The 18,238-nt window shown below is 60.3% G+C and carries 14 protein-coding genes and 2 pseudogenes; 5 read left to right on the plus strand and 11 right to left on the minus strand.

Annotation, left to right across the window (positions count from 1 at the left end):
• Both AAAB16_RS19060 and AAAB16_RS19065 read right to left on the minus strand, forming a co-directional pair.
• A pseudogene (locus AAAB16_RS19060) lies at window positions 1-107 on the minus strand (two-component system response regulator CreB); the annotation flags it as partial.
• A gap of 167 nt (window positions 108-274) precedes the next feature.
• Window positions 275-775, minus strand: a complete 501-nt coding sequence (locus AAAB16_RS19065; RefSeq protein ID WP_340664744.1) for an ATP-dependent zinc protease — start codon at window positions 773-775, stop codon at window positions 275-277.
• Between the two features lie 177 nt (window positions 776-952).
• Between AAAB16_RS19065 and AAAB16_RS19070 the strand changes: the two genes are divergently transcribed.
• Window positions 953-1,843: an acyltransferase gene (locus AAAB16_RS19070; protein ID WP_340664745.1), complete on the plus strand. Its 891-nt coding sequence runs from the start codon at window positions 953-955 to the stop codon at window positions 1,841-1,843.
• On the opposite strand, the gene AAAB16_RS19075 is transcribed toward AAAB16_RS19070, so the two are convergent.
• From AAAB16_RS19075 to glyA, 8 genes are all read right to left on the minus strand, one after another.
• Window positions 1,840-2,412, minus strand: coding sequence for a DUF2780 domain-containing protein (locus tag AAAB16_RS19075; RefSeq protein WP_340664746.1), 573 nt, complete (start codon window positions 2,410-2,412; stop codon window positions 1,840-1,842). The two genes, AAAB16_RS19070 and AAAB16_RS19075, sit on opposite strands and share 4 nt — an antisense overlap.
• Window positions 2,413-3,040: 628 nt before the next feature.
• Window positions 3,041-4,240, minus strand: coding sequence for a formaldehyde dehydrogenase, glutathione-independent (fdhA, locus tag AAAB16_RS19080; RefSeq protein WP_340664747.1), 1,200 nt, complete (start codon window positions 4,238-4,240; stop codon window positions 3,041-3,043).
• 227 nt (window positions 4,241-4,467) lie between these two features.
• Complete coding sequence (gene purU / locus AAAB16_RS19085) at window positions 4,468-5,325, minus strand: formyltetrahydrofolate deformylase (protein ID WP_340664748.1); 858 nt, start codon at window positions 5,323-5,325, stop codon at window positions 4,468-4,470.
• A gap of 96 nt (window positions 5,326-5,421) precedes the next feature.
• Complete coding sequence (locus AAAB16_RS19090) at window positions 5,422-6,051, minus strand: sarcosine oxidase subunit gamma family protein (RefSeq protein ID WP_340664749.1); 630 nt, start codon at window positions 6,049-6,051, stop codon at window positions 5,422-5,424.
• Window positions 6,052-6,141: 90 nt separating this feature from the next.
• A complete protein-coding gene (locus tag AAAB16_RS19095) occupies window positions 6,142-9,159 on the minus strand; it encodes a sarcosine oxidase subunit alpha (protein WP_340664750.1) in 3,018 nt (1,005 codons plus the stop codon).
• Window positions 9,156-9,470: a sarcosine oxidase subunit delta gene (locus tag AAAB16_RS19100; protein ID WP_110615244.1), complete on the minus strand. Its 315-nt coding sequence runs from the start codon at window positions 9,468-9,470 to the stop codon at window positions 9,156-9,158. Before AAAB16_RS19100 ends, AAAB16_RS19095 begins: the two co-directional genes overlap by 4 nt.
• A 189-nt stretch (window positions 9,471-9,659) precedes the next feature.
• The gene (locus AAAB16_RS19105) at window positions 9,660-10,910 is read right to left on the minus strand and encodes a sarcosine oxidase subunit beta family protein (RefSeq protein WP_110615245.1); all 1,251 of its coding nucleotides are present in this window, start codon (window positions 10,908-10,910) and stop codon (window positions 9,660-9,662) included.
• 69 nt (window positions 10,911-10,979) lie between these two features.
• Complete coding sequence (gene glyA / locus AAAB16_RS19110; protein WP_340664751.1) at window positions 10,980-12,233, minus strand: serine hydroxymethyltransferase; 1,254 nt, start codon at window positions 12,231-12,233, stop codon at window positions 10,980-10,982.
• 610 nt (window positions 12,234-12,843) lie between these two features.
• On the opposite strand from glyA, the pseudogene AAAB16_RS19115 reads away from it, so the two are divergent.
• The 4 genes and pseudogenes from AAAB16_RS19115 to AAAB16_RS19125 form a co-directional block, all read left to right on the plus strand.
• A pseudogene (locus AAAB16_RS19115) lies at window positions 12,844-13,722 on the plus strand (low specificity L-threonine aldolase); the annotation flags it as partial.
• 64 nt (window positions 13,723-13,786) lie between these two features.
• Complete coding sequence (locus AAAB16_RS26535; protein WP_369335448.1) at window positions 13,787-13,873, plus strand: hypothetical protein; 87 nt, start codon at window positions 13,787-13,789, stop codon at window positions 13,871-13,873.
• A 140-nt stretch (window positions 13,874-14,013) separates the two neighbouring features.
• Window positions 14,014-15,912 carry a ferredoxin gene (locus tag AAAB16_RS19120; RefSeq protein ID WP_340664753.1) on the plus strand — a complete coding sequence of 633 codons (1,899 nt, stop codon included), beginning with the start codon at window positions 14,014-14,016 and terminating at the stop codon, window positions 15,910-15,912.
• 143 nt (window positions 15,913-16,055) lie between these two features.
• The gene (locus tag AAAB16_RS19125) at window positions 16,056-16,679 is read left to right on the plus strand and encodes a glutathione S-transferase (RefSeq protein ID WP_340664754.1); all 624 of its coding nucleotides are present in this window, start codon (window positions 16,056-16,058) and stop codon (window positions 16,677-16,679) included.
• A 221-nt stretch (window positions 16,680-16,900) separates the two neighbouring features.
• Here the strand turns inward: AAAB16_RS19125 and gbcB are convergent, their stop codons facing one another.
• Entirely contained in the window at window positions 16,901-18,001 is a 1,101-nt protein-coding gene (gbcB, locus tag AAAB16_RS19130) for a glycine-betaine demethylase subunit GbcB (protein ID WP_340664755.1), read from the minus strand.
• Window positions 18,002-18,238 lie beyond the last annotated feature (237 nt).

Below are 18,238 nucleotides of genomic sequence, written 5' to 3' on the forward strand. Positions count from 1 at the left end.
TCACCGGCCAGGGTTAACCAATGGGTGGTGTAACCCTCGCTTTGCAGGGCGTAGATCAGGGTGTCGGCGATTGAGGCTTCATCCTCAACCAGCAGAATGTTTGGCATGTGCGTCCTGCAGCATGAAGGTCAAGGCGCTCAATTTACCACCGGGAGATTTGCGTAACGACGGATATTCTGGATCCCAGCCTGCGCTGGGATGACGAAGTAAACTCATACACCAGCGTCATTCCCGCGCAGGCGGGAATCCAGATTTCGGATAAAACCCGATTACCTCAGCACTTAGGCTGCCCAGCCGTAAAGCGCCGCGCCGGGTTCACCGCTGCATCGAACTCACGCAGGGCTTTAGCGCCAATCAACAGCGGGTAGTTAAAGCTGCTGCGGTCGGTGAGGTTGACCTCAATAATGCGCTCAGTACCGTCTAAACACATGCGCACGGCAATCACCGGGCGTTTGGCGATGGCGGCGCCTTCTTCGCCATCTTCCTCATCGGAGCGACTTTTGATTTTGCTGATGCGCGCCAGTTTGTGTTCATACAGCTTGTCGCTGGCGTCCTTGGTGGCAAGGCGGAAGCGCACCCAGTCATCGCCATCTTTTTTGAAGGTTTCGATGTCCTTGGCCGACAGCGACGCGGTCAGCGCGCCGGTGTCCATTTTGGCTTTAAAGGTTTGGTCCAGCTCCGGCAACTTGATGTATTCGTAGCGGCCGTACACGGTGGGTTCGGCGGCAAAAACGGGCAGCGCCACAAGCGCCAGCAAGGCAAGGGTACGTTTCACGCGTCAGGTCACTCCAGGCTTGAAGGGTGTACGAAGAATGTCTTCATACACCGGAAAGGGTGAAGAAAATGTAGTGCCAATTGGCAGAGAAAGCCGCTGCCAAACTTCCAGCCAGCGACTTGGAAGGCGCGCCAGGGCTGATTATTATTGCCCGGCCCAGATTTTCCAGGAGCGCCCATGCGCCGTTTGCTCACCGGTATGACCGTCGCCTTGCTGCTTTTACTCAACACATTGGTGTTGATCGGCCCGCTGATGATCTTTGCCCTGCTCAAACTGATTTTTCCCGGTAAACCTAGAGCCGCCTGCTCCGCCGCCGTGGTCTGGATTGCCGAAACCTGGTCGGACATCGACAAATTTATCTTCGCCCTGTGCCTGCCCACCGTGTGGGAAATTCGTGGCGACAACGAGCTGCGCATGGACCGCTCGTATCTGATGATCAGCAACCACCAATCCTGGGTGGATATTCCCGCGCTGATGCAGGCCTTTAACCGCAAGGCGCCGTTCTTCAAATTCTTTCTGAAAAAGGAACTGCTCTGGGTGCCGCTGCTGGGCCTGGCATGGTGGGCGCTGGATTACCCGTTTATGAAGCGTTACTCCAAGGCCTATCTGGCCAAACACCCGGAGAGGGCCGGGCAAGATTTGCTAATTACGCAAAAAGCCTGCGAAAAATTCCGCCATATACCGGTGAGCGTGGTGAATTACCTGGAAGGTACGCGCTGCACCCCAGCCAAGCAGGCCGAGCAGCAGTCGCCCTATAAACACCTGCTCAAACCCAAAGCCGGTGGCGTAGCCTTTGTGCTGGCAAGCCTGGGCGAACAACTGGACGCCATTCTCGACATCACCGTGTACTACCCAGGCACGCGTACTCCCGGCTTCTGGGACTTACTCTGCGGGCGCGTAGACAAAGTGGTGGTGGATATCCAGACCCTGCCTATGGACCCGGCGCTGTGGCAAGGCGACTACCAAAACGACGCGCAATTTCGCCACTACATGCAGAACTGGATATCTCAGCGCTGGGCGGAAAAAGACGCCCTGCTCAGCACCTTGAAAGCGGAAAGTCAGGCTTAGCTACCAGCAGTCCAGAGGCTGCCAAGATTGCCCAACAACGAATTGCCCACACCCTGCTGACCGAGGTACTGCAACAGCAGCGGCGCAAATTGGCCGATCATGCCGCTGTCCATACCCAAGGCACTAAATGCGGCGGTTAGATCTTGTGGGTTATTCACATTGCTCACCGCCGCCGTTGCCTGCGGGCTAACCGGCTTACCCGCCGACTTACCCAACAAACCGCTGAGCGTCCCCAACTGCGCCAAGCCATTAGCGCCCTCAAACTTCTGCAAACCCGGCACCTGCTCGGTCAGTTGGCTGTACTCATTACCCGGCAGTTGATTCTTCGCCAAGCCCAACATCGCCCCAGTGCCACCCACCGCCTGCTGCGGCGTAACCTTCAACTGCTTGAGCGCCGCCAACAACTGCAAATTCTGCGGATTACTCAACAACGCCGCCGACGCATCGCCCCCCTTACCACCCTGGCTCGCCGAATAGAGACTGGCCGCATCATTCAAATTGAACGCCAATGCCTGGCAACTGAGCACAGACAACGCAGCAAGCAACACCAGGCGACGGGAAGCAGACATCGGGAAAACCTCAGCGGGGAATAGTGAGCGGTTGGACTGGGGATAGAGAGTGATGTTCCCAAGGGAGCGAGATTATGCCCTGCCCCGGCCAAGTGAAGAGCTTTTGATCTGGCTGTTGACCTGGCCTTTGATCTACCCGCCCCGTTTATCGCAGGCCGAGTGAAGTCGTTGCGTAGGGGGTTGAGCGGCAGGAGCCGCGAAAGGCGTGGGGCCAGGGATGGCCCTGCACGCCGACCCCTGGAGCAACGACGTAGCGAGGGGAGTCGGAGCGCAGCGTAGACCCAAGGTAGGGGCAAGATTTTTTGGTTTCTTTTTCATCGACTGGAAAAAGAAACTCGCGCGTAAGGCGCGAAACCAAACGTTCAGCCCATGCGGTTACGAAGAACACAACCAACCTCAAAGCAAACATCAAAAGCCGGTGCGCACAGCACACCCTACGGCCAGTCGTGCGTAAGGCGCGAAACAAAACGTTCAGCTCATGCGGTCACGTTGGAGAACCGCAGAAGCCAAACCCTCACCCCAACCCTCTCCCGCAAGCGGGCAGAGGGGGCCGATCGTTGGGAGGCAGCCCTCACCTTATGCCGAAACATCGCCAATAAAAAAGGCAGCCCTAAGGCTGCCTCTTCACTCACGCCGCACTAAACGTCTTATGCGGATCAATCACAAACTTCTTCGGCACCCCCGCATCAAACTCACCATAACCGCGCGGCGCGTCATCCAGGCTGATCACCTGCACACCCACGATCTCGGCAATATTCAAGCGGCCCCACATAATCGCCTGCATCAACTGGCGGTTGTACTTCATGGTCGGCGTCTGCCCAGTGTGGAAGCTGTGGGATTTAGCCCAGCCCAAACCAAAGCGAATACTCAGACTACCCTGCTTGGCCGCCGCATCCACGGCACCCGGGTCTTCGGTCACATACAGCCCCGGAATACCGATCTTGCCGGCTACCCGCACCACGCCCATCAACGAGTTCAGCACGGTGGCCGGCGCTTCATGTTGCGCCCCGGCATGACCGTGACCACGGGCTTCAAAGCCCACGGCGTCAATGGCGCAGTCCACTTCTGGCTCGCCCAACAGGGCAGCGATTTGTTCGTGCAACGGCGTATCGGTGGACAGGTCAGCAATCTCAAACCCCTGCGCTTTGGCATGGGCCAGCCGCACCGGGTTTACGTCACCAATAATCACCACCGCCGCACCGAGCAAACGCGCCGACGCAGCCGCCGCCAAACCCACCGGACCGGCACCGGCGACATACACCGTGCTACCCGGGCCAACACCCGCCGTCACCGCACCGTGGTAACCGGTGGGCAGAATGTCGGACAGGCAGGTCAGGTCACGAATCTTCTCCATGGCCTTGTCGCGGTCCGGCAGTTTCAGCAGGTTGAAGTCGGCATACGGCACCAGCACGTACTCCGCCTGGCCACCAACCCAATCGCCCATGTCCACATAACCATAGGCGCCACCGGGGCGGGCCGGGTTAACGGTCAGGCACACGCCGGTGTGTTGTTCTTTGCACGAGCGGCAACGCCCACAGGCGACGTTAAACGGCACCGACACCAAGTCACCGATTTTCAGGTGCTCAACGTCGCTGCCCTTTTCGATCACTTCACCGGTGATTTCATGGCCCAGCACCAGCCCGACCTGCGCGGTGGTACGGCCACGGACCATATGTTGGTCGGAGCCGCAAATATTGGTGGACACCACTTTTAGAATGACCCCGTGCTCGATCTTGCGACCGCGCGGGTCCTGCATTTTCGGATAGTCGATTTTCTGTACTTCGACCTTGCCAGCGCCGAGATAAACGACGCCACGATTACCAGACATAGGTGATTCTCCGTTTGTTGTTGTGGTTACAAGGCGCAGCCAAATGGCTACGCGGCCCTGCACTGGAGGTTGTGTCTGCAACGGAAGAGGCCGCTATAGGCAGCGCGGAATGCCCTCTTCGGGTGGAACTCATGTATGGGGCGAACCCCGGCCGTAGGGTGTGCTGTGCGCACCATGGCGATATCGGGTAAAGCGCTTGGTGCGCACAGCACACCCTACAAAAAGCGTTAGAGCACGACCGTGCGGCTGGCGTTAAGAAATACCCGACGTTCGATGTGGTAACCCACGGCTTTGGCCAGGGTCAGGCATTCGATGTCGCGGCCTTTGGCGATCAAGTCTTCGGGGTAGTGGCTGTGGTCTACCGGTTCCACGCCCTGGGCGATGATCGGGCCTTCGTCGAGGTCGTTATTGATGTAGTGGGCGGTGGCGCCAACCAGCTTTACGCCTTTTTCGTAGGCTTGGTGATAGGGCTTGGCGCCTTTGAAACCGGGCAGCAGGGAGTGGTGGATATTGATCGCCCAGCCATCCAATTTGCGGCACAGCTCGGGCGACAACACCTGCATATAGCGGGCAAGAATCACCAGCTCGGCACCGGTGTCGGCGATCACTTGCATCACCTTGCGCTCTTGCGCCGGCTTGTCGGCCGGGTCCAGCGGGAAGTGGTGGTAAGGAATGCCGTGCCAGCGCGCCAGCGGTTCGAGGTCGGGGTGGTTGGACACCACGGCGACTACGTCCATCGGCAGTTGGCCGATACGTTGGCGGTAGAGCAGGTCGTTCAGGCAGTGGTCGGCCTTGGAGACCATGATCACCACCTTGCTGCGGTAGTTCGGCGGGGTCAGTTCGAAGTCCATGCCAAAGCTGGCCACCCGCGCGGCCAGGCCATCGCGGAAGTCCAGTTCAGCAAAGGTTTCGGGCTGGCGGAATTCGACGCGAATAAAAAACCGCCCCGAGAGCCGATCGTCAAAGCTGTGGTGCTCGGTGACGTAGCAGCCCTGCTCGAACAAATAACGGGTCACCGCATCCACGGTGCCGAGAATGCTCGGGCAGGAGGCGGTGAGAATCCAGGTATCGGGGGTGCGGCTCATGCTGTTCTCCGGAAACCAGCGGTAGATCGGAAATCGCAACGTTGGGCTGGCCCATAGTTGGGCTTCGCCTTTGGCTCAACCCAACCTACCTCGCTATTACGCTTTTACCGCCAAGCCATATTCCTGCGCCGCATCCTGCAACCACAGCCAGAAGTAGTCGCAGAAGCTGCGGCGTACCAGTAGCTCCCACGTGCCTTCAGCGGTGTGGCGAATCACCAGTTGCGACTTGGCGAAGGTGGTGCCGACGGCCTTGCCGACCGGGAAGTTGCTCGGGTGCACGTCGTAGCTGGTGGATTTTTTCAGCAGCTCGGTGACCTTGCTGCCGGTCAGCTCGAGAATGGTTTGCCCACCGCTGACGTTGACCACTTGGCAGTGCTGGCCATCAAGGGCTTCACGCAGCTTTTTCTCGGCGTCGAATTCAGTGCCACTGGGTACCACCAGCAGCCACTCATCCGGGCCCATCCATTGCAGCGAGCTTTCGCCCGAGCTGATCACCGCCAAGGCGCCGGGCAACTCCAGGCCAGTCGCTTTGTGGATGGCGCCAGCAAAGGCGGCGTCATGGCCATCGCCACGAATAGTCAGGTGGCCAAGCAGTTTGCGTTCGCGCAGTTGAATACCGGCGCCGGCTTTACCTTTGCCGGCAGCATCTGCCAGGCCGGCGTGGTGCAGCGGCGATTGCGCAGGCGCAGCATCGGGGCGCTGCTTGTAAACGTTGATAGCAGTCATACAGACCTCGCGAACGAGCAATCAAACGAAACACCCGTCATCCCCACGCAGGCGGGGATCCAGGCGCACAAAGGGCGTAGGGACATGCGATCACACATTCTGCTGCTCCCCTTTCGGGTCGAAGAACACCGAGCTGCAAATCTCAGCCTCAACAAAGCGGCCATCCGCCAGGGGCGCATAGACCTTCTCGCCCATGCGTTTGAGCCCGCCCTTGACCATCGCCAGGGCAAAGCTGTAACCCAGGCTGGCGCTGTAGTAGCTGGAGGTGACGTGACCCACCATAGCCATGGGAATCTGCTGTTTGGTGTCAAACACCAGTTGCGCGCCTTCAGGCAGCACAAACTTCGGATCAACCGGTTTCAAGCCCACCAACTGCTTACGGTTTTCCCGCACGCAGTCTTCACGGTTCATACCGCGCCAGCCGATCCACGAGAACGGTTTGGTCCGGCCAACGCACCAGCCCATGTTCAAGTCGTCGGGGGTAACCGAACCATCGGTGTCCTGGCCAACAATGATGAAACCCTTCTCGGCCCGCAGCACGTGCATGGTCTCGGTGCCGTACGGGGTGAGGTTGTACTTTTTGCCAGCCTCGACGATTTTTTCCAGCACGCCCATGGCGTAGTCGGCTTGTACGTTGACTTCGTACGACAGCTCACCGGTAAAGGAAATACGGAACACCCGCGCCGGCACGCCACCCACCAGGCCTTCTTTCCAGGTCATAAAGGGGAAGCCTTCACGGTCCAGATCGATATCGGTGACTTCGGCCAGCAGCTTGCGGCTGTTGGGGCCGGACAGGGTCATGGTCGCCCAGTGGTCGGTCACCGAGGTGAAGTACACCTTCAGCTCTGGCCACTCGGTCTGGTGGTAGATCTCCAGCCACTGCATGACGCGCGCGGCGCCGCCCGTGGTAGTGGTCATCAGGAAGTGGTTGTCGGCCAGGCAGGCGGTTACGCCGTCGTCGAACACCATGCCGTCTTCTTTACACATCAGGCCGTAGCGGGCTTTGCCCACGTCGAGCTTGGTCCAGGCGTTGGTGTACACGCGGTTCAAGAACTCGCGGGCATCCGGGCCTTGAATATCGATTTTGCCCAGGGTGGAGGCGTCCAGCAGGCCGACGCTATCGCGCACGGCTTTGCACTCGCGGCCAACGGCGGCGTGCAGGTCTTCACCTTTTTGCGGGAAGTACCACGGGCGTTTCCACTGGCCGACGTCTTCAAACTCGGCACCTTGCGCCAAGTGCCAGGCGTGCAACGCGGTGTAACGCACCGGGTCAAACAAGGCGCCGCAGTTACGCCCCGCCACGGAGCCAAAGGTCACCGGGGTGTAGTTGGGGCGGAACATGGTGGTGCCCATCTGGGTAATGCTGATGCCGATGGAGCGCGCCGCAATCGCCAGACCGTTGATATTGCCGAGCTTGCCTTGGTCGGTACCGAAACCAAGAGCGGTATAGCGTTTTACGTGTTCAACCGACTCGAAGCCTTCGCGGGTGGCCAGCTCGATACCGGCGCTGGTCACGTCGTTTTGCAGGTCGACGAATTGCTTCGGGGCACGGGCGGTCGGTTTCTCGTGCGGCACTTGGAACAGCGCAATGCTGGCTTCTTCGCTGCGCGCAGCAACGCTTGGCACTTCACCGCTGATGGGGGCAAAGCCGACTTCGCCAGCGGCTTTTACCCCGGCTTCAAAGCCATCGGCCAATACGTCGCCGAGGGCAAATACACCGTTCACGGCACCGGCACACACACGCTTCTGGAAGCCTTCACCCGGCACAAAGGCCAGCAGGTCTTCACGCCAGATTGGCCTGCCGCCCAAGTGCGACGCCAGGTGCACAACCGGGCTATAGCCGCCGGAGCTGGCCACGGTGTCGCAGTCCAGCCACTCGCCTGGGCTGGTGACTTTATGCGCAACCGGGTCAATCGCGGCCACGCGGGCGGCGCTGACGCGCTTGCTGCCGCGGGTTTCAATCACGGCACTGCTGCTCAGCACACGAATGCCTTTGGCACGGGCTTCTTCTACCCAGGCGCCACGTGGATTGGGGCGGGCATCGGCGATGGCCACGACTTTCAGCCCTGCTTCCAACCAATCCAGCGCTACGCGGTAAGCGAAGTCATTGGTGGTCGATAGCACCAGCTGTTTGCCCGGCGCTACACCATAACGGCGCACATAAGTGGAGATGGCACCGGCCAACATATTGCCCGGCACATCGTTGTTGCCGTACACCAGCGGCCGCTCATGGGCGCCAGTGGCCAACACCACGCGTTTGGCGCGCACACGGTGCATACGCTGGCGCGTCTCGCCCATGGGCGCGGTTTCGCCCAGGTGGTCGAAGCGGCGCTCGTGAATGGTGAGGAAGTTATGGTCGTGGTAACCGTTGACGGTGGCGCGTGGCAGCAGCAACACCTCCGGCATGGTTTTCAGTTCCGCCACCGCCTTGGCCACCCAGTCAGCCGCCGGGCGACCGTCGAGGCTTTCGCGGCTGTCCAGCAGTTGACCACCAAACTCTTCCTGCTCATCGGCCAGGATCACCCGCGCGCCGGCCCGGCCAGCGGCCAGGGCCGCAGCCAGACCCGCGGCACCGCCGCCGACCACCAACACGTCGCAGTGCTGGTTCATGTGGTCGTAACGGTCCGGGTCGTTTTCTTTTGGCGCGCGGCCAAGGCCAGCGGCTTTACGGATGTATTTCTCGTACGTCATCCACATCGACTGTGGATACATAAAGGTCTTGTAGTAGAAGCCGGGCGCCATCATGTCGCCGCCGACCTTACCCAAAATACCCATCACGTCGTTGTTTACGCTGGGCCAGCCGTTGGTGCTGGTGGCTACCAAACCGCTGTACAGCGCTTGTTGGGTGGCACGCACGTTAGGGATCTGCGTGGCTTCACGGGAACCGATCTGCAACACCGCGTTAGGCTCTTCAGCGCCCGCAGCAACGATGCCGCGAGGGCGGGAATATTTGAAGCTGCGGCCGATGATATCCACGCCGTTGGCCAGCAGGGCGGCGGCCAGGGTGTCACCGGCAAACCCTTGGTAGGTGCTGCCGTTAAAGGTGAAGGTCAGCGGCTGGTTACGGTTGATCCGGCCACCGTTACTCAGGCGGTTGATCTGGCTCATGCCTGTTCTCCTGCGGCGCCCGCTTTCGGCTTGGCGGTCACGGTGGGTTTCTCGCCTACTTTGTAGGTTTCGAAAATTTCGTAGCTGATGGTGTCGCGGGTAGCGTTGAAGTACTGGCGGCACCCGGCCGCGTGAATCCACAACTCGTGGTGGATACCACGGGGGTTATCCCGGAAAAACATATAGTCGCCCCACTGCTCGTCAGTGCAGGCGTTAGGGTCGAGCGGGCGAGGAATATGCGCCTGGCCGGCCGCGTGGAATTCCTCTTCAGCGCGTAGCTCGCCACAGTGAGGGCAGAAAATTTGCAGCATGGGCCGTACCTCCAGAATTCGCTTTTTCATATACCGCGGGCCCGCCTGTCTCCCCTCTACCGCTTGCGGGAGAGGGGCCGGGGGGTGAGGGGCTCTTGGCGTTTGCCGATGAAGAGCCCCTCACCCGCCCTGCGGGCACCCTCTCCCGTAAACGGGAGAGGGTGATTAGCCGTCGCCTATGGCGACCTTTTAGTGAGCCACCGCTGCGGCGCCGTGTTCGTCAATCAATGCGCCGTTGTGGAAGCGGTCCATCGAGAACGGCTTGGCCAGCGGGTGCATCTCGCCCGTGGCCAGGCTGGCGGCAAACACATGGCCCGAACCTGGAGTGGCTTTGAAACCGCCGGTGCCCCAACCGCAGTTGAAGAACAGGTTGGGCACCGGGGTTTTGCTGATGATTGGGCAGGCGTCTGGCGAGGTGTCCACAATGCCGCCCCATTGGCGGTTCATGCGTACGCGGCTGAGTACCGGGAACATCTCGACGATGGCTTGCAGGGTGTGTTCGATGGTCGGGTACGAACCACGCTGGCCGTAGCCAACATAGCCGTCGATACCGGCCCCAATCACCAGGTCGCCTTTGTCCGATTGGCTGATATAGCCGTGGACGGCGTTGGACATAATCACGCTGTCGATAATCGGCTTGATCGGCTCGGACACCAGCGCTTGCAGCGGGTGGCTTTCCAGCGGCAAGCGGAAACCGGCGAGCTTGGCCATATGCCCGGAGTTACCGGCAGTGACCACACCCACACGTTTGCCACCGATAAAACCTTTGCTGGTTTCCACACCGATGACCACGCCGTTTTCCTTACGGAAACCGATCACTTCGGTTTGCTGAATCAGGTCCACGCCCAAGGCGTCGGCAGCACGGGCATAACCCCAGGCCACGGCGTCATGACGGGCCACGCCGGCGCGGCGTTGCACGGTGGCGCCCATCACCGGGTAGCGGGTGTTTTTCGAGCAGTCGAGGTACGGAATTTCTGCCGCCGTTTGCTTGGCATCCAGCAGTTCGCCATCAATGCCGTTCAAGCGGTTGGCGCTGACACGGCGCTCGGAATCGCGCATGTCTTGCAGGGTGTGGCACAGGTTGTAGACGCCACGGGGCGAGAACATCACGTTGTAGTTAATGTCTTGCGACAGGCCTTCCCACAACTTCATCGCGTGTTCGTACAGGTGCGCCGACTCATCCCACAGGTAGTTGGAACGCACAATGGTGGTGTTGCGCGCGGTATTACCGCCGCCCAGGTAACCCTTTTCGATCACCGCCACATTGGTGATGCCGTGCACCTTGGCCAGGTAATACGCCGTGGCCAGACCGTGGCCGCCACCGCCGACGATAATTACGTCGTACACCGGCTTGGGCGTTGGGTTACGCCACATGCGCTGCCAGTTTTCGTTATGGCTGAGCGAGTGCTTGAACAGGCCGAAGCCGGAATAACGTTGCATGAGAGGTGCTCCTCGCTGCTGCTCCCCCTGCCGACTGCTGGCAGGGGCGGGTAAATCAAACGGGTGAGATCACTTGTAAACCGGGAAATCCGCGCACAACGCAGCAGCCTGCTTGGCCACCTGCGCCTCAACATCGGCATCGCCTAGGTGGTCAAGGATGTCGCAAATCCAGCCGGCCAACTCCACGCTCTGCGCCACTTTAAAACCACGGGTGGTAATGGCCGGGGTGCCGATACGCAGGCCCGAGGTCACGAAGGGCGACTGTGGGTCATTGGGTACGGCGTTTTTGTTCACGGTGATACCGGCGCGGCCGAGGGCGGCGTCAGCGTCTTTGCCGGTCAGGCCCTGACGAATCAGGCTGACCAGGAACAGGTGGTTATCGGTGCCGCCGGACACTACATCGTAGCCGCGCTGGATAAACACGCCGGCCATGGCCTGGGCGTTGTCGATCACCTGCTGCTGATAGGCCTTGAAGCTGGGCTCCAGGGCTTCTTTAAAGCACACCGCCTTGGCCGCGATCACATGCATCAGCGGGCCGCCTTGGCCGCCTGGGAACACCGCCGCCTGGAATTTCTTTTCCAGGTCCGCATTGGCCTTGGCCAGGATCAAACCACCACGTGGGCCGCGCAGGGTTTTGTGGGTGGTGGTGGTAACCACATCGGCATAGGGCAGCGGGTTCGGGTACAGACCCGCGGCGACCAAACCGGCAACGTGGGCCATATCGACGAAGAAGTAAGCGCCCACCTTGTCCGCGATCTCACGGAAGCGTGGGAAGTCGAGGGTTTTCGAGTAGGCCGAGAAGCCAGCGATGATCATCTTCGGCTTGTGCTCCAGCGCCAGACGCTCAACTTCGTCGTAATCAATCAAGCCGGTGGTGGTGTCGATGCCGTACTGCACCGCGTTATACAGCTTGCCGGAAAAGCTCACCTTGGCACCGTGGGTCAAGTGACCACCATGGGCCAGGCTCATGCCCAACACGGTATCGCCGGCCTGCAACAGGGCCAGATAAACAGCGGCGTTAGCCTGACTGCCCGAATGCGGCTGCACGTTGGCGTAATCGGCACCGAACAGCTCTTTAGCGCGGTCGATAGCCAGTTGCTCAACTTTATCCACATGCTCGCAACCGCCGTAATAACGCTTGCCCGGATACCCTTCGGCATATTTATTGGTCAGGCCGCTACCCTGCGCCTCCATCACCCGCTGGCTGGTGTAGTTCTCCGAGGCGATCAGCTCAATGTGATGCTCCTGGCGTGCTTCCTCAGCATCGATATAAGCCAGCAGTTCATCGTCATAGCCTTTGATCTGGTCGTTTTTACTGAACATCTCGGTCTCCAGCGACAGCGGCTGCCGCATCATTGTTAAGGCGCCCACCCAAGCTAATAGGCGGTTCTGCGTTGTTAGCGATTCTGCGAAATAGCCAAGGCAGCCATATGCCTGTTTGCGACATCAGCCTGCTCAAACTGACCACCAAACCAAAAGATAAAAAACTCACAACCAAAGCCCCGCGCTCCTACGAAGATCAAGCGCTTGTGATCTTGATCTGGCTGTTGATCCACCCGCCCCGTTTATCGCAGGCCGAACGGAGTCGTTGCGTAGGGGGTTGAGCGGCAGGAGCCGCGAAAGGCGTGGGGCCAAGGATGGCCCTGCACGCCGACCCCTGGAGCGGCGACGGAGCGAGGGGACCTGGAGCGCAGCGGAAGGCCAAGGTAGGGGCAAGCGTTTTTGCTTACTTTTTCCGCGACTGGAAAAAGTGAGTCGCGCGTAAGGCGCGAAACCAAACGTTCATCCAACGCGGTAAAGAAGAACACCGCAGAACAAAAAGCCAAAGCTGGTGCGCACACCGTACGCGGACCGGCACACCCTACGAGCCCTACGACAGAACTCCCTCACCGCGCTACAGTGTTGCCCATCGCCGTAAAGAGACCCCATCACCATGACCGACACCACCCAACAATTCGCCAGCGACAACTACTCCGGCATCTGCCCCGAAGCCTGGGCCGCCATGGCCCAAGCCAACCACGGCCACGACCGCGCCTACGGCGATGACCAATGGACGGCGCGCGCCGCCGACCACTTCCGCCGTCTGTTCGAAACCGACTGCGAGGTCTACTTCGCCTTTAACGGCACCGCCGCCAACTCCCTGGCCCTGTCGCAACTGTGCCAGAGCTACCACAGCGTGATCTGCTCAGAAACCGCCCACGTCGAAACCGACGAATGCGGTGCCCCCGAGTTTTTCTCCAACGGCTCCAAACTGCTTACCGCGCGCACCGAAAACGGCAAACTCACGCCTGCCGCAATCCGCGAAATTGCCCTTAAACGCCAAGATATCCACTACCCCAAACCCCGCGTGGTCACCCTCACCCAGGCCACCGAGATCGGCAGCGTGTATCGCCCCGAAGAACTCAAAGCCATCAGCGCCACCTGCCACGAGCTGGGCCTGAACCTGCATATGGACGGCGCCCGCTTCGCCAACGCCTGCGCCTTTCTCGACTGCTCGCCGGCCGAGCTGACGTGGAAAGCCGGCATCGATGTGCTGTGTTTTGGCGGCACCAAAAACGGCATGGCCGTCGGTGAGGCCATTCTGTTCTTTAACAAAGAGCTGGCGGTGGACTTCGACTACCGCTGCAAGCAGGCCGGGCAGTTGGCGTCGAAAATGCGTTTTCTCTCGGCGCCCTGGGTTGGCTTGCTGGAAGGCGATGCCTGGCTGAAATACGCCCGCCACGCCAACCACTGCGCACGGCTGCTGGCCGAACTGGTCAGCGACATTCCAGGCGTCAGCCTGATGTTCCCGGTGGAAGCCAACGGCGTATTCCTGCAACTCTCCGAGCCGGCCATTGAAGCCTTGCGCGCACGCGACTGGCGCTTCTACACCTTTATTGGTGCGGGCGGCGCGCGGTTTATGTGCTCGTGGGATACCGAAGAAGAACGCGTGCGCGAGCTGGCCGCCGATATTCGGCTGGTGATGCAGGCATAGGCCTGTTTACTCCGCGCCCCTGGATTCCCGCCTGCGCGGGAATGACGAGGGTCTTTGCAAAAACCTCTGTCATCCCCGCGTAGGCGGCGACCCAGAATCTTCAATTGATCACCCCTCATCGAGCCCACCATGGACGACCGCCTGGCAAGCAAATCCCTGCCCCAACTGCTGATGCAGCTGCCTCTGGAGTTGGGCTGGATTGCCCTTACCCTGCTTTCGCCGGTGTTTCTGCCGCTGAGTCTGGGCGCCCTGTTTTGGCTGGCGCTGTTTCCCGCGTGTGCACTGTTTAACCGCATTCGCGGCCAGGTGCCCTATCGCCTGCAACAACTGCAGTTCTTCTGGCTGATCGGCCTGGGCATTGGCTTCGGTCGCTCGATTGCGCTGTTCTGGTTAGCTTTCTGCGTCGGCGCAGCGGTGATGATTGGCGGCCTCGTGCTGCTGATCAAACTGCCCAAACGCCTGGGTTGGACCCTGGAAGAACAACGCCCGGCAGCGCCGGACGCCGTTGCGCCTACGCCGACAAGCAGCGAATCGCGCGGCGCCAGCGCCTGGGGGGGTGGCGAACCAGAGCTGACGCCCGAAGGCGAGCCGATTCGCCTGCTGGATGTCTGGGAAATCGCCATGGGCGGCCCGCTGGTCTGCGACTACCTATTGCCCGACGGCAGCGTGATCTTTAACGCCAGTCCTTCGGCGCAGTTTTCTACCGACGGCCGCTACTTGGTTTCACCCATGCCCAGCCGCAGCCGCTGGGGGCTGCTGATCTATGACCGCCAGCGACGTCTGCTGCACCACTGCAATATCGACCAGTTCTGGGAGCTGGATGAGGTCACCGCTACCGAGGTCATCGGCCGGGTCAGCCCGCTGACCTCCGACGCGGCCTATCGCCTGTCGTTAAGCGACCTGCTCGCCAATGCCCAGGTGCACACGATGGTGGCGGTACGCGATCTGTGGCTGCCGGAAGATGTCTGTCAACGCCTGCAAGCCGACCAGCAATCGCGCTCGCTGTCCGCACCCGATGGTGCACCGCAGTTGCATTTGCACACCTGTATTCCCGAGCACCTGATGCCATTGGAGGACCCGCTGGCACCGCTGCGTTACCCCGTCGGCGAGCTGTGGCTGGACGGCGAGGCCAGCGGTTTGCTGCTGCGTCAGCCCGAGCCGGAAATGGTCTTCAACGCTAACGGTTCGGCTTTGGTCTGCGCCGCCACTCGCGGCGAACAAAGTGGCTATTGGTTATGGCAGCGCAACAGTGGCTGGCGTCTGCTCGACGCGGCCTTTGACGCCAAGGACCGAGAACCCCACAGCACCTCGGCCAAACTGATTGCCCTGGAAAGCGAACACGTGCGCTTGCGCATGGAGTGGGCGCAGCCGTGCCTGGAGTATGGCGATCACGGCGCTGTGACCTCCTATACGTACAGCCAGCTGGAGCTACAAGTGGGCCAGACACGGCGGGGCAAAGCGCAGCTGGGTTATGCCTCCATGCCGGAAGTGGATCTGCTGCTACCCCTGAACAACGCACCGCTCTTGCTGCAAAGTGCGCCCCTGAAAAACGGCGAACGCATGACCTGGCAAGCGCTGCGCGACAGCAAAAAGGGCGACCTGCGGGCCTACCGCTGCCAGATCGGCACCTGGCAGGTGCCGGGCGAATGGGTGCTGGAGCATCGCGTGTCTGATTGCGGCACCTTCGTCGCCCTGATCGCCTTCGCCGACGCGCCAGCTGTGCTGCACCGCGTGGCGATTGCCGAGCCGCGCGGCGAGAGTTTGCATTGGTTGCAAGAGGATGTGCTGGACGTGCACCTGCAAGGGTTTATCCATGGCCAACTGCACCTGCTGCGCTTGCTGGGGCGCAATCGCTATGTGCCGGTAACCGGGCCAGGCCAGGGTGATCCTGAGCGCGACAGCCAATTCGAACAGCCCGCTCCAGCGCCCGGTGTGGCCTATGACTTTGCGCAACGGCACAGCGATTGGCGACTGTTCTATACGCAGCAGCACGCCGCCCTCGACCAAGGCGCCTGGCGGCTTTTGTAGAGTGTGCTCCGCGCACCAGGCGATAGCCTGACAAACGCAACGGCGCGCATAACACACCCTACGAAAGCCGTCCGACCAATCACCTTGCTGCCCCCGTCATCTGCACTATGTTGTTGCTCCTGAACCTCAGCCGGAGCGCTCACATGGCCATCCTCACCCTGCATTACTGCCCGCAAAGCCGCTCCCTGGGCTCTCTGGTGCTGCTGGAAGAACTTGCCGCGCCCTATGAGCTGCACGTAATGAACATAAGCAAAGGTGAGCAGCGTCAACCGGCGTACCTGGCCATCAATCCCATGGGCAAGGTGCCGGCCATCAGCCATGGCGAGGCGTTGATTACCGAACAGGGCGCGATCTTTATCTACCTGGCAGACCTGTTCAGCAACGCCAAGCTGGCCCCCGCCCTCGACGACCCGCTGCGCGGCCCTTACCTGCGTTGGTTGGTTTTTTACGGCTCGTGCTTTGAGCCGGCAGTGATGGACCGCTCGCTGCAACGCGAACCCGCGCCCAAACGCAGTTCACCCTACGGCAGCTATGACGATGTGATCAGCCTGCTCGCCGCACAATTGGCTAAAGGGCCGTACCTGCTGGGCGAGCGGTTTAGCGCGGCAGATGTGCTGTGGGGCACGGCGTTGAACTGGACCACGCACTTCGGCGTGGTGCCGTTATTGCCGGCGTTCAAAGCTTATATCGACCGCATCACCGCCCGCCCGGCGTACAAAAAGGCGGCGGCGAAAGAGGCGCAGTTATTGGCCGCACAAGATGATTGATCGTTAGCCTGAAGACCCCAATCACCCGTGCAGTGGATCCTCGCCTGCGCGGGGATGACGCAAGTGTCTATTAAAACCACCGTATTCCCCGCAAATGCGGGAATGACGCAGTTTTCTGTTAAAACCACCGTATTGGGGGATGACGCAATTCTCTGTTAAAACCACCGTCTTCCCCGCAAAGGCGGGGATCCAGGGGCGTTAAACACGTTCGTACATTTGCCTTAGTAGTCGATCACCACATCGCCTTTAGGGATGCTGCAGCAGGAGAGGATGTAACCCTCTTCCACGTCCTCATCGGTAATGCCGCCGTTGTGTTCCATCTCCACCTCACCGGCGGTTTTCATCACCTTGCAGGTGCCGCAAATGCCCATGCCGCAGGCTTTGGGAATATGCAGGCCAAGCTTGGCGGCGGCGGCGTGTACGGTTTCGCCAGGGCCGACGCGGATGCTTTTGCCGGTGCTGGTGAATTCCACCTGGTTAAGGTCGGCGGCATCCGGTGCCGGCGCATCGGCGGCCTGTTCGGCATGCACAATGGCTTCGGCTTTATCCTCGGCCGGCGTCGCGCCAAAGGACTCTTCGTGGTAGCGCTTCATGTCGAAGCCGTTGGCTTCGAGCAGGCGTTTTACCGCGTTCATATAGGGCGTGGGGCCGCAGCAGAAAATCTCCCGGTCTTGGAAATCCGGGGCGATCAGTTCGAGCATTTTCTGGTTCAGGTAGCCGCGATAGCCGGCCCAGGGCTCACCTTCGCCATGTTTCTCACAAATGATATGCAGCGAAAAGTTGCTGACCCGCGCGGCCATATGGTCGAGTTCGCGGCGGTAGATCACGTCTTTCGGGGTACGGGCGCTGTGGACAAACACCATGTCGACATTGGCGTTGGTGTCGAAGTACCAACGCGCCATCGACATCACCGGGGTGATGCCGACGCCACCGCTGAGGTACAGCACTTTGTCGTTGGGAAAGTCCATGGCATTGAACAGGCCCACCGGGCCATGCACCGGCAGCTCGTCGCCCTGTTTCAGATTGTCGTGCAACCAGTTCGACACCTTGCCACCCGGCACGCGCTTGATGGTCAGCGAGAAGCTGTAGGGCACCGACGGCGAGCTGGAAATGGTGTACGAACGCATGATCGGCTGGCCTTCGATTTCCAGCTCCAGGGTGACAAACTGCCCCGGCTTGAAGAAGAACAGGATCGGCTGGTCGGCCATAAAGCAAAAGGTGCGCACATCCCAGGTTTCCTGGATGACTTTGACGCAACGGACGATGTGTCGACCATTGGCCCAGGTCTGGGTGGTTACTGGATTCAGGAAGCTGTTGGACATGCTGTTCTCCACCGCCGATGGTCGGCCTTATGTTGGCGATTCTGCGTATAGCGCCGATCACCCATTTACCTATCTGCGACATTCACATACTTATCGCGACCAGCCCGCAACGACCGGGGGTTGCGCGTCGGGAACAGATTGGGCCATGTCGCCCATGGATAAGGTTCTGGCTAGCGCCGGCCCCACACTCGCTCCATACCAAGACACAACCTTTACACCTTGCGTAGCAAACCTGAT

The sequence above is a fragment of the Pseudomonas sp. genome (assembly GCF_037994325.1).
GTDB lineage: Bacteria > Pseudomonadota > Gammaproteobacteria > Pseudomonadales > Pseudomonadaceae > Aquipseudomonas.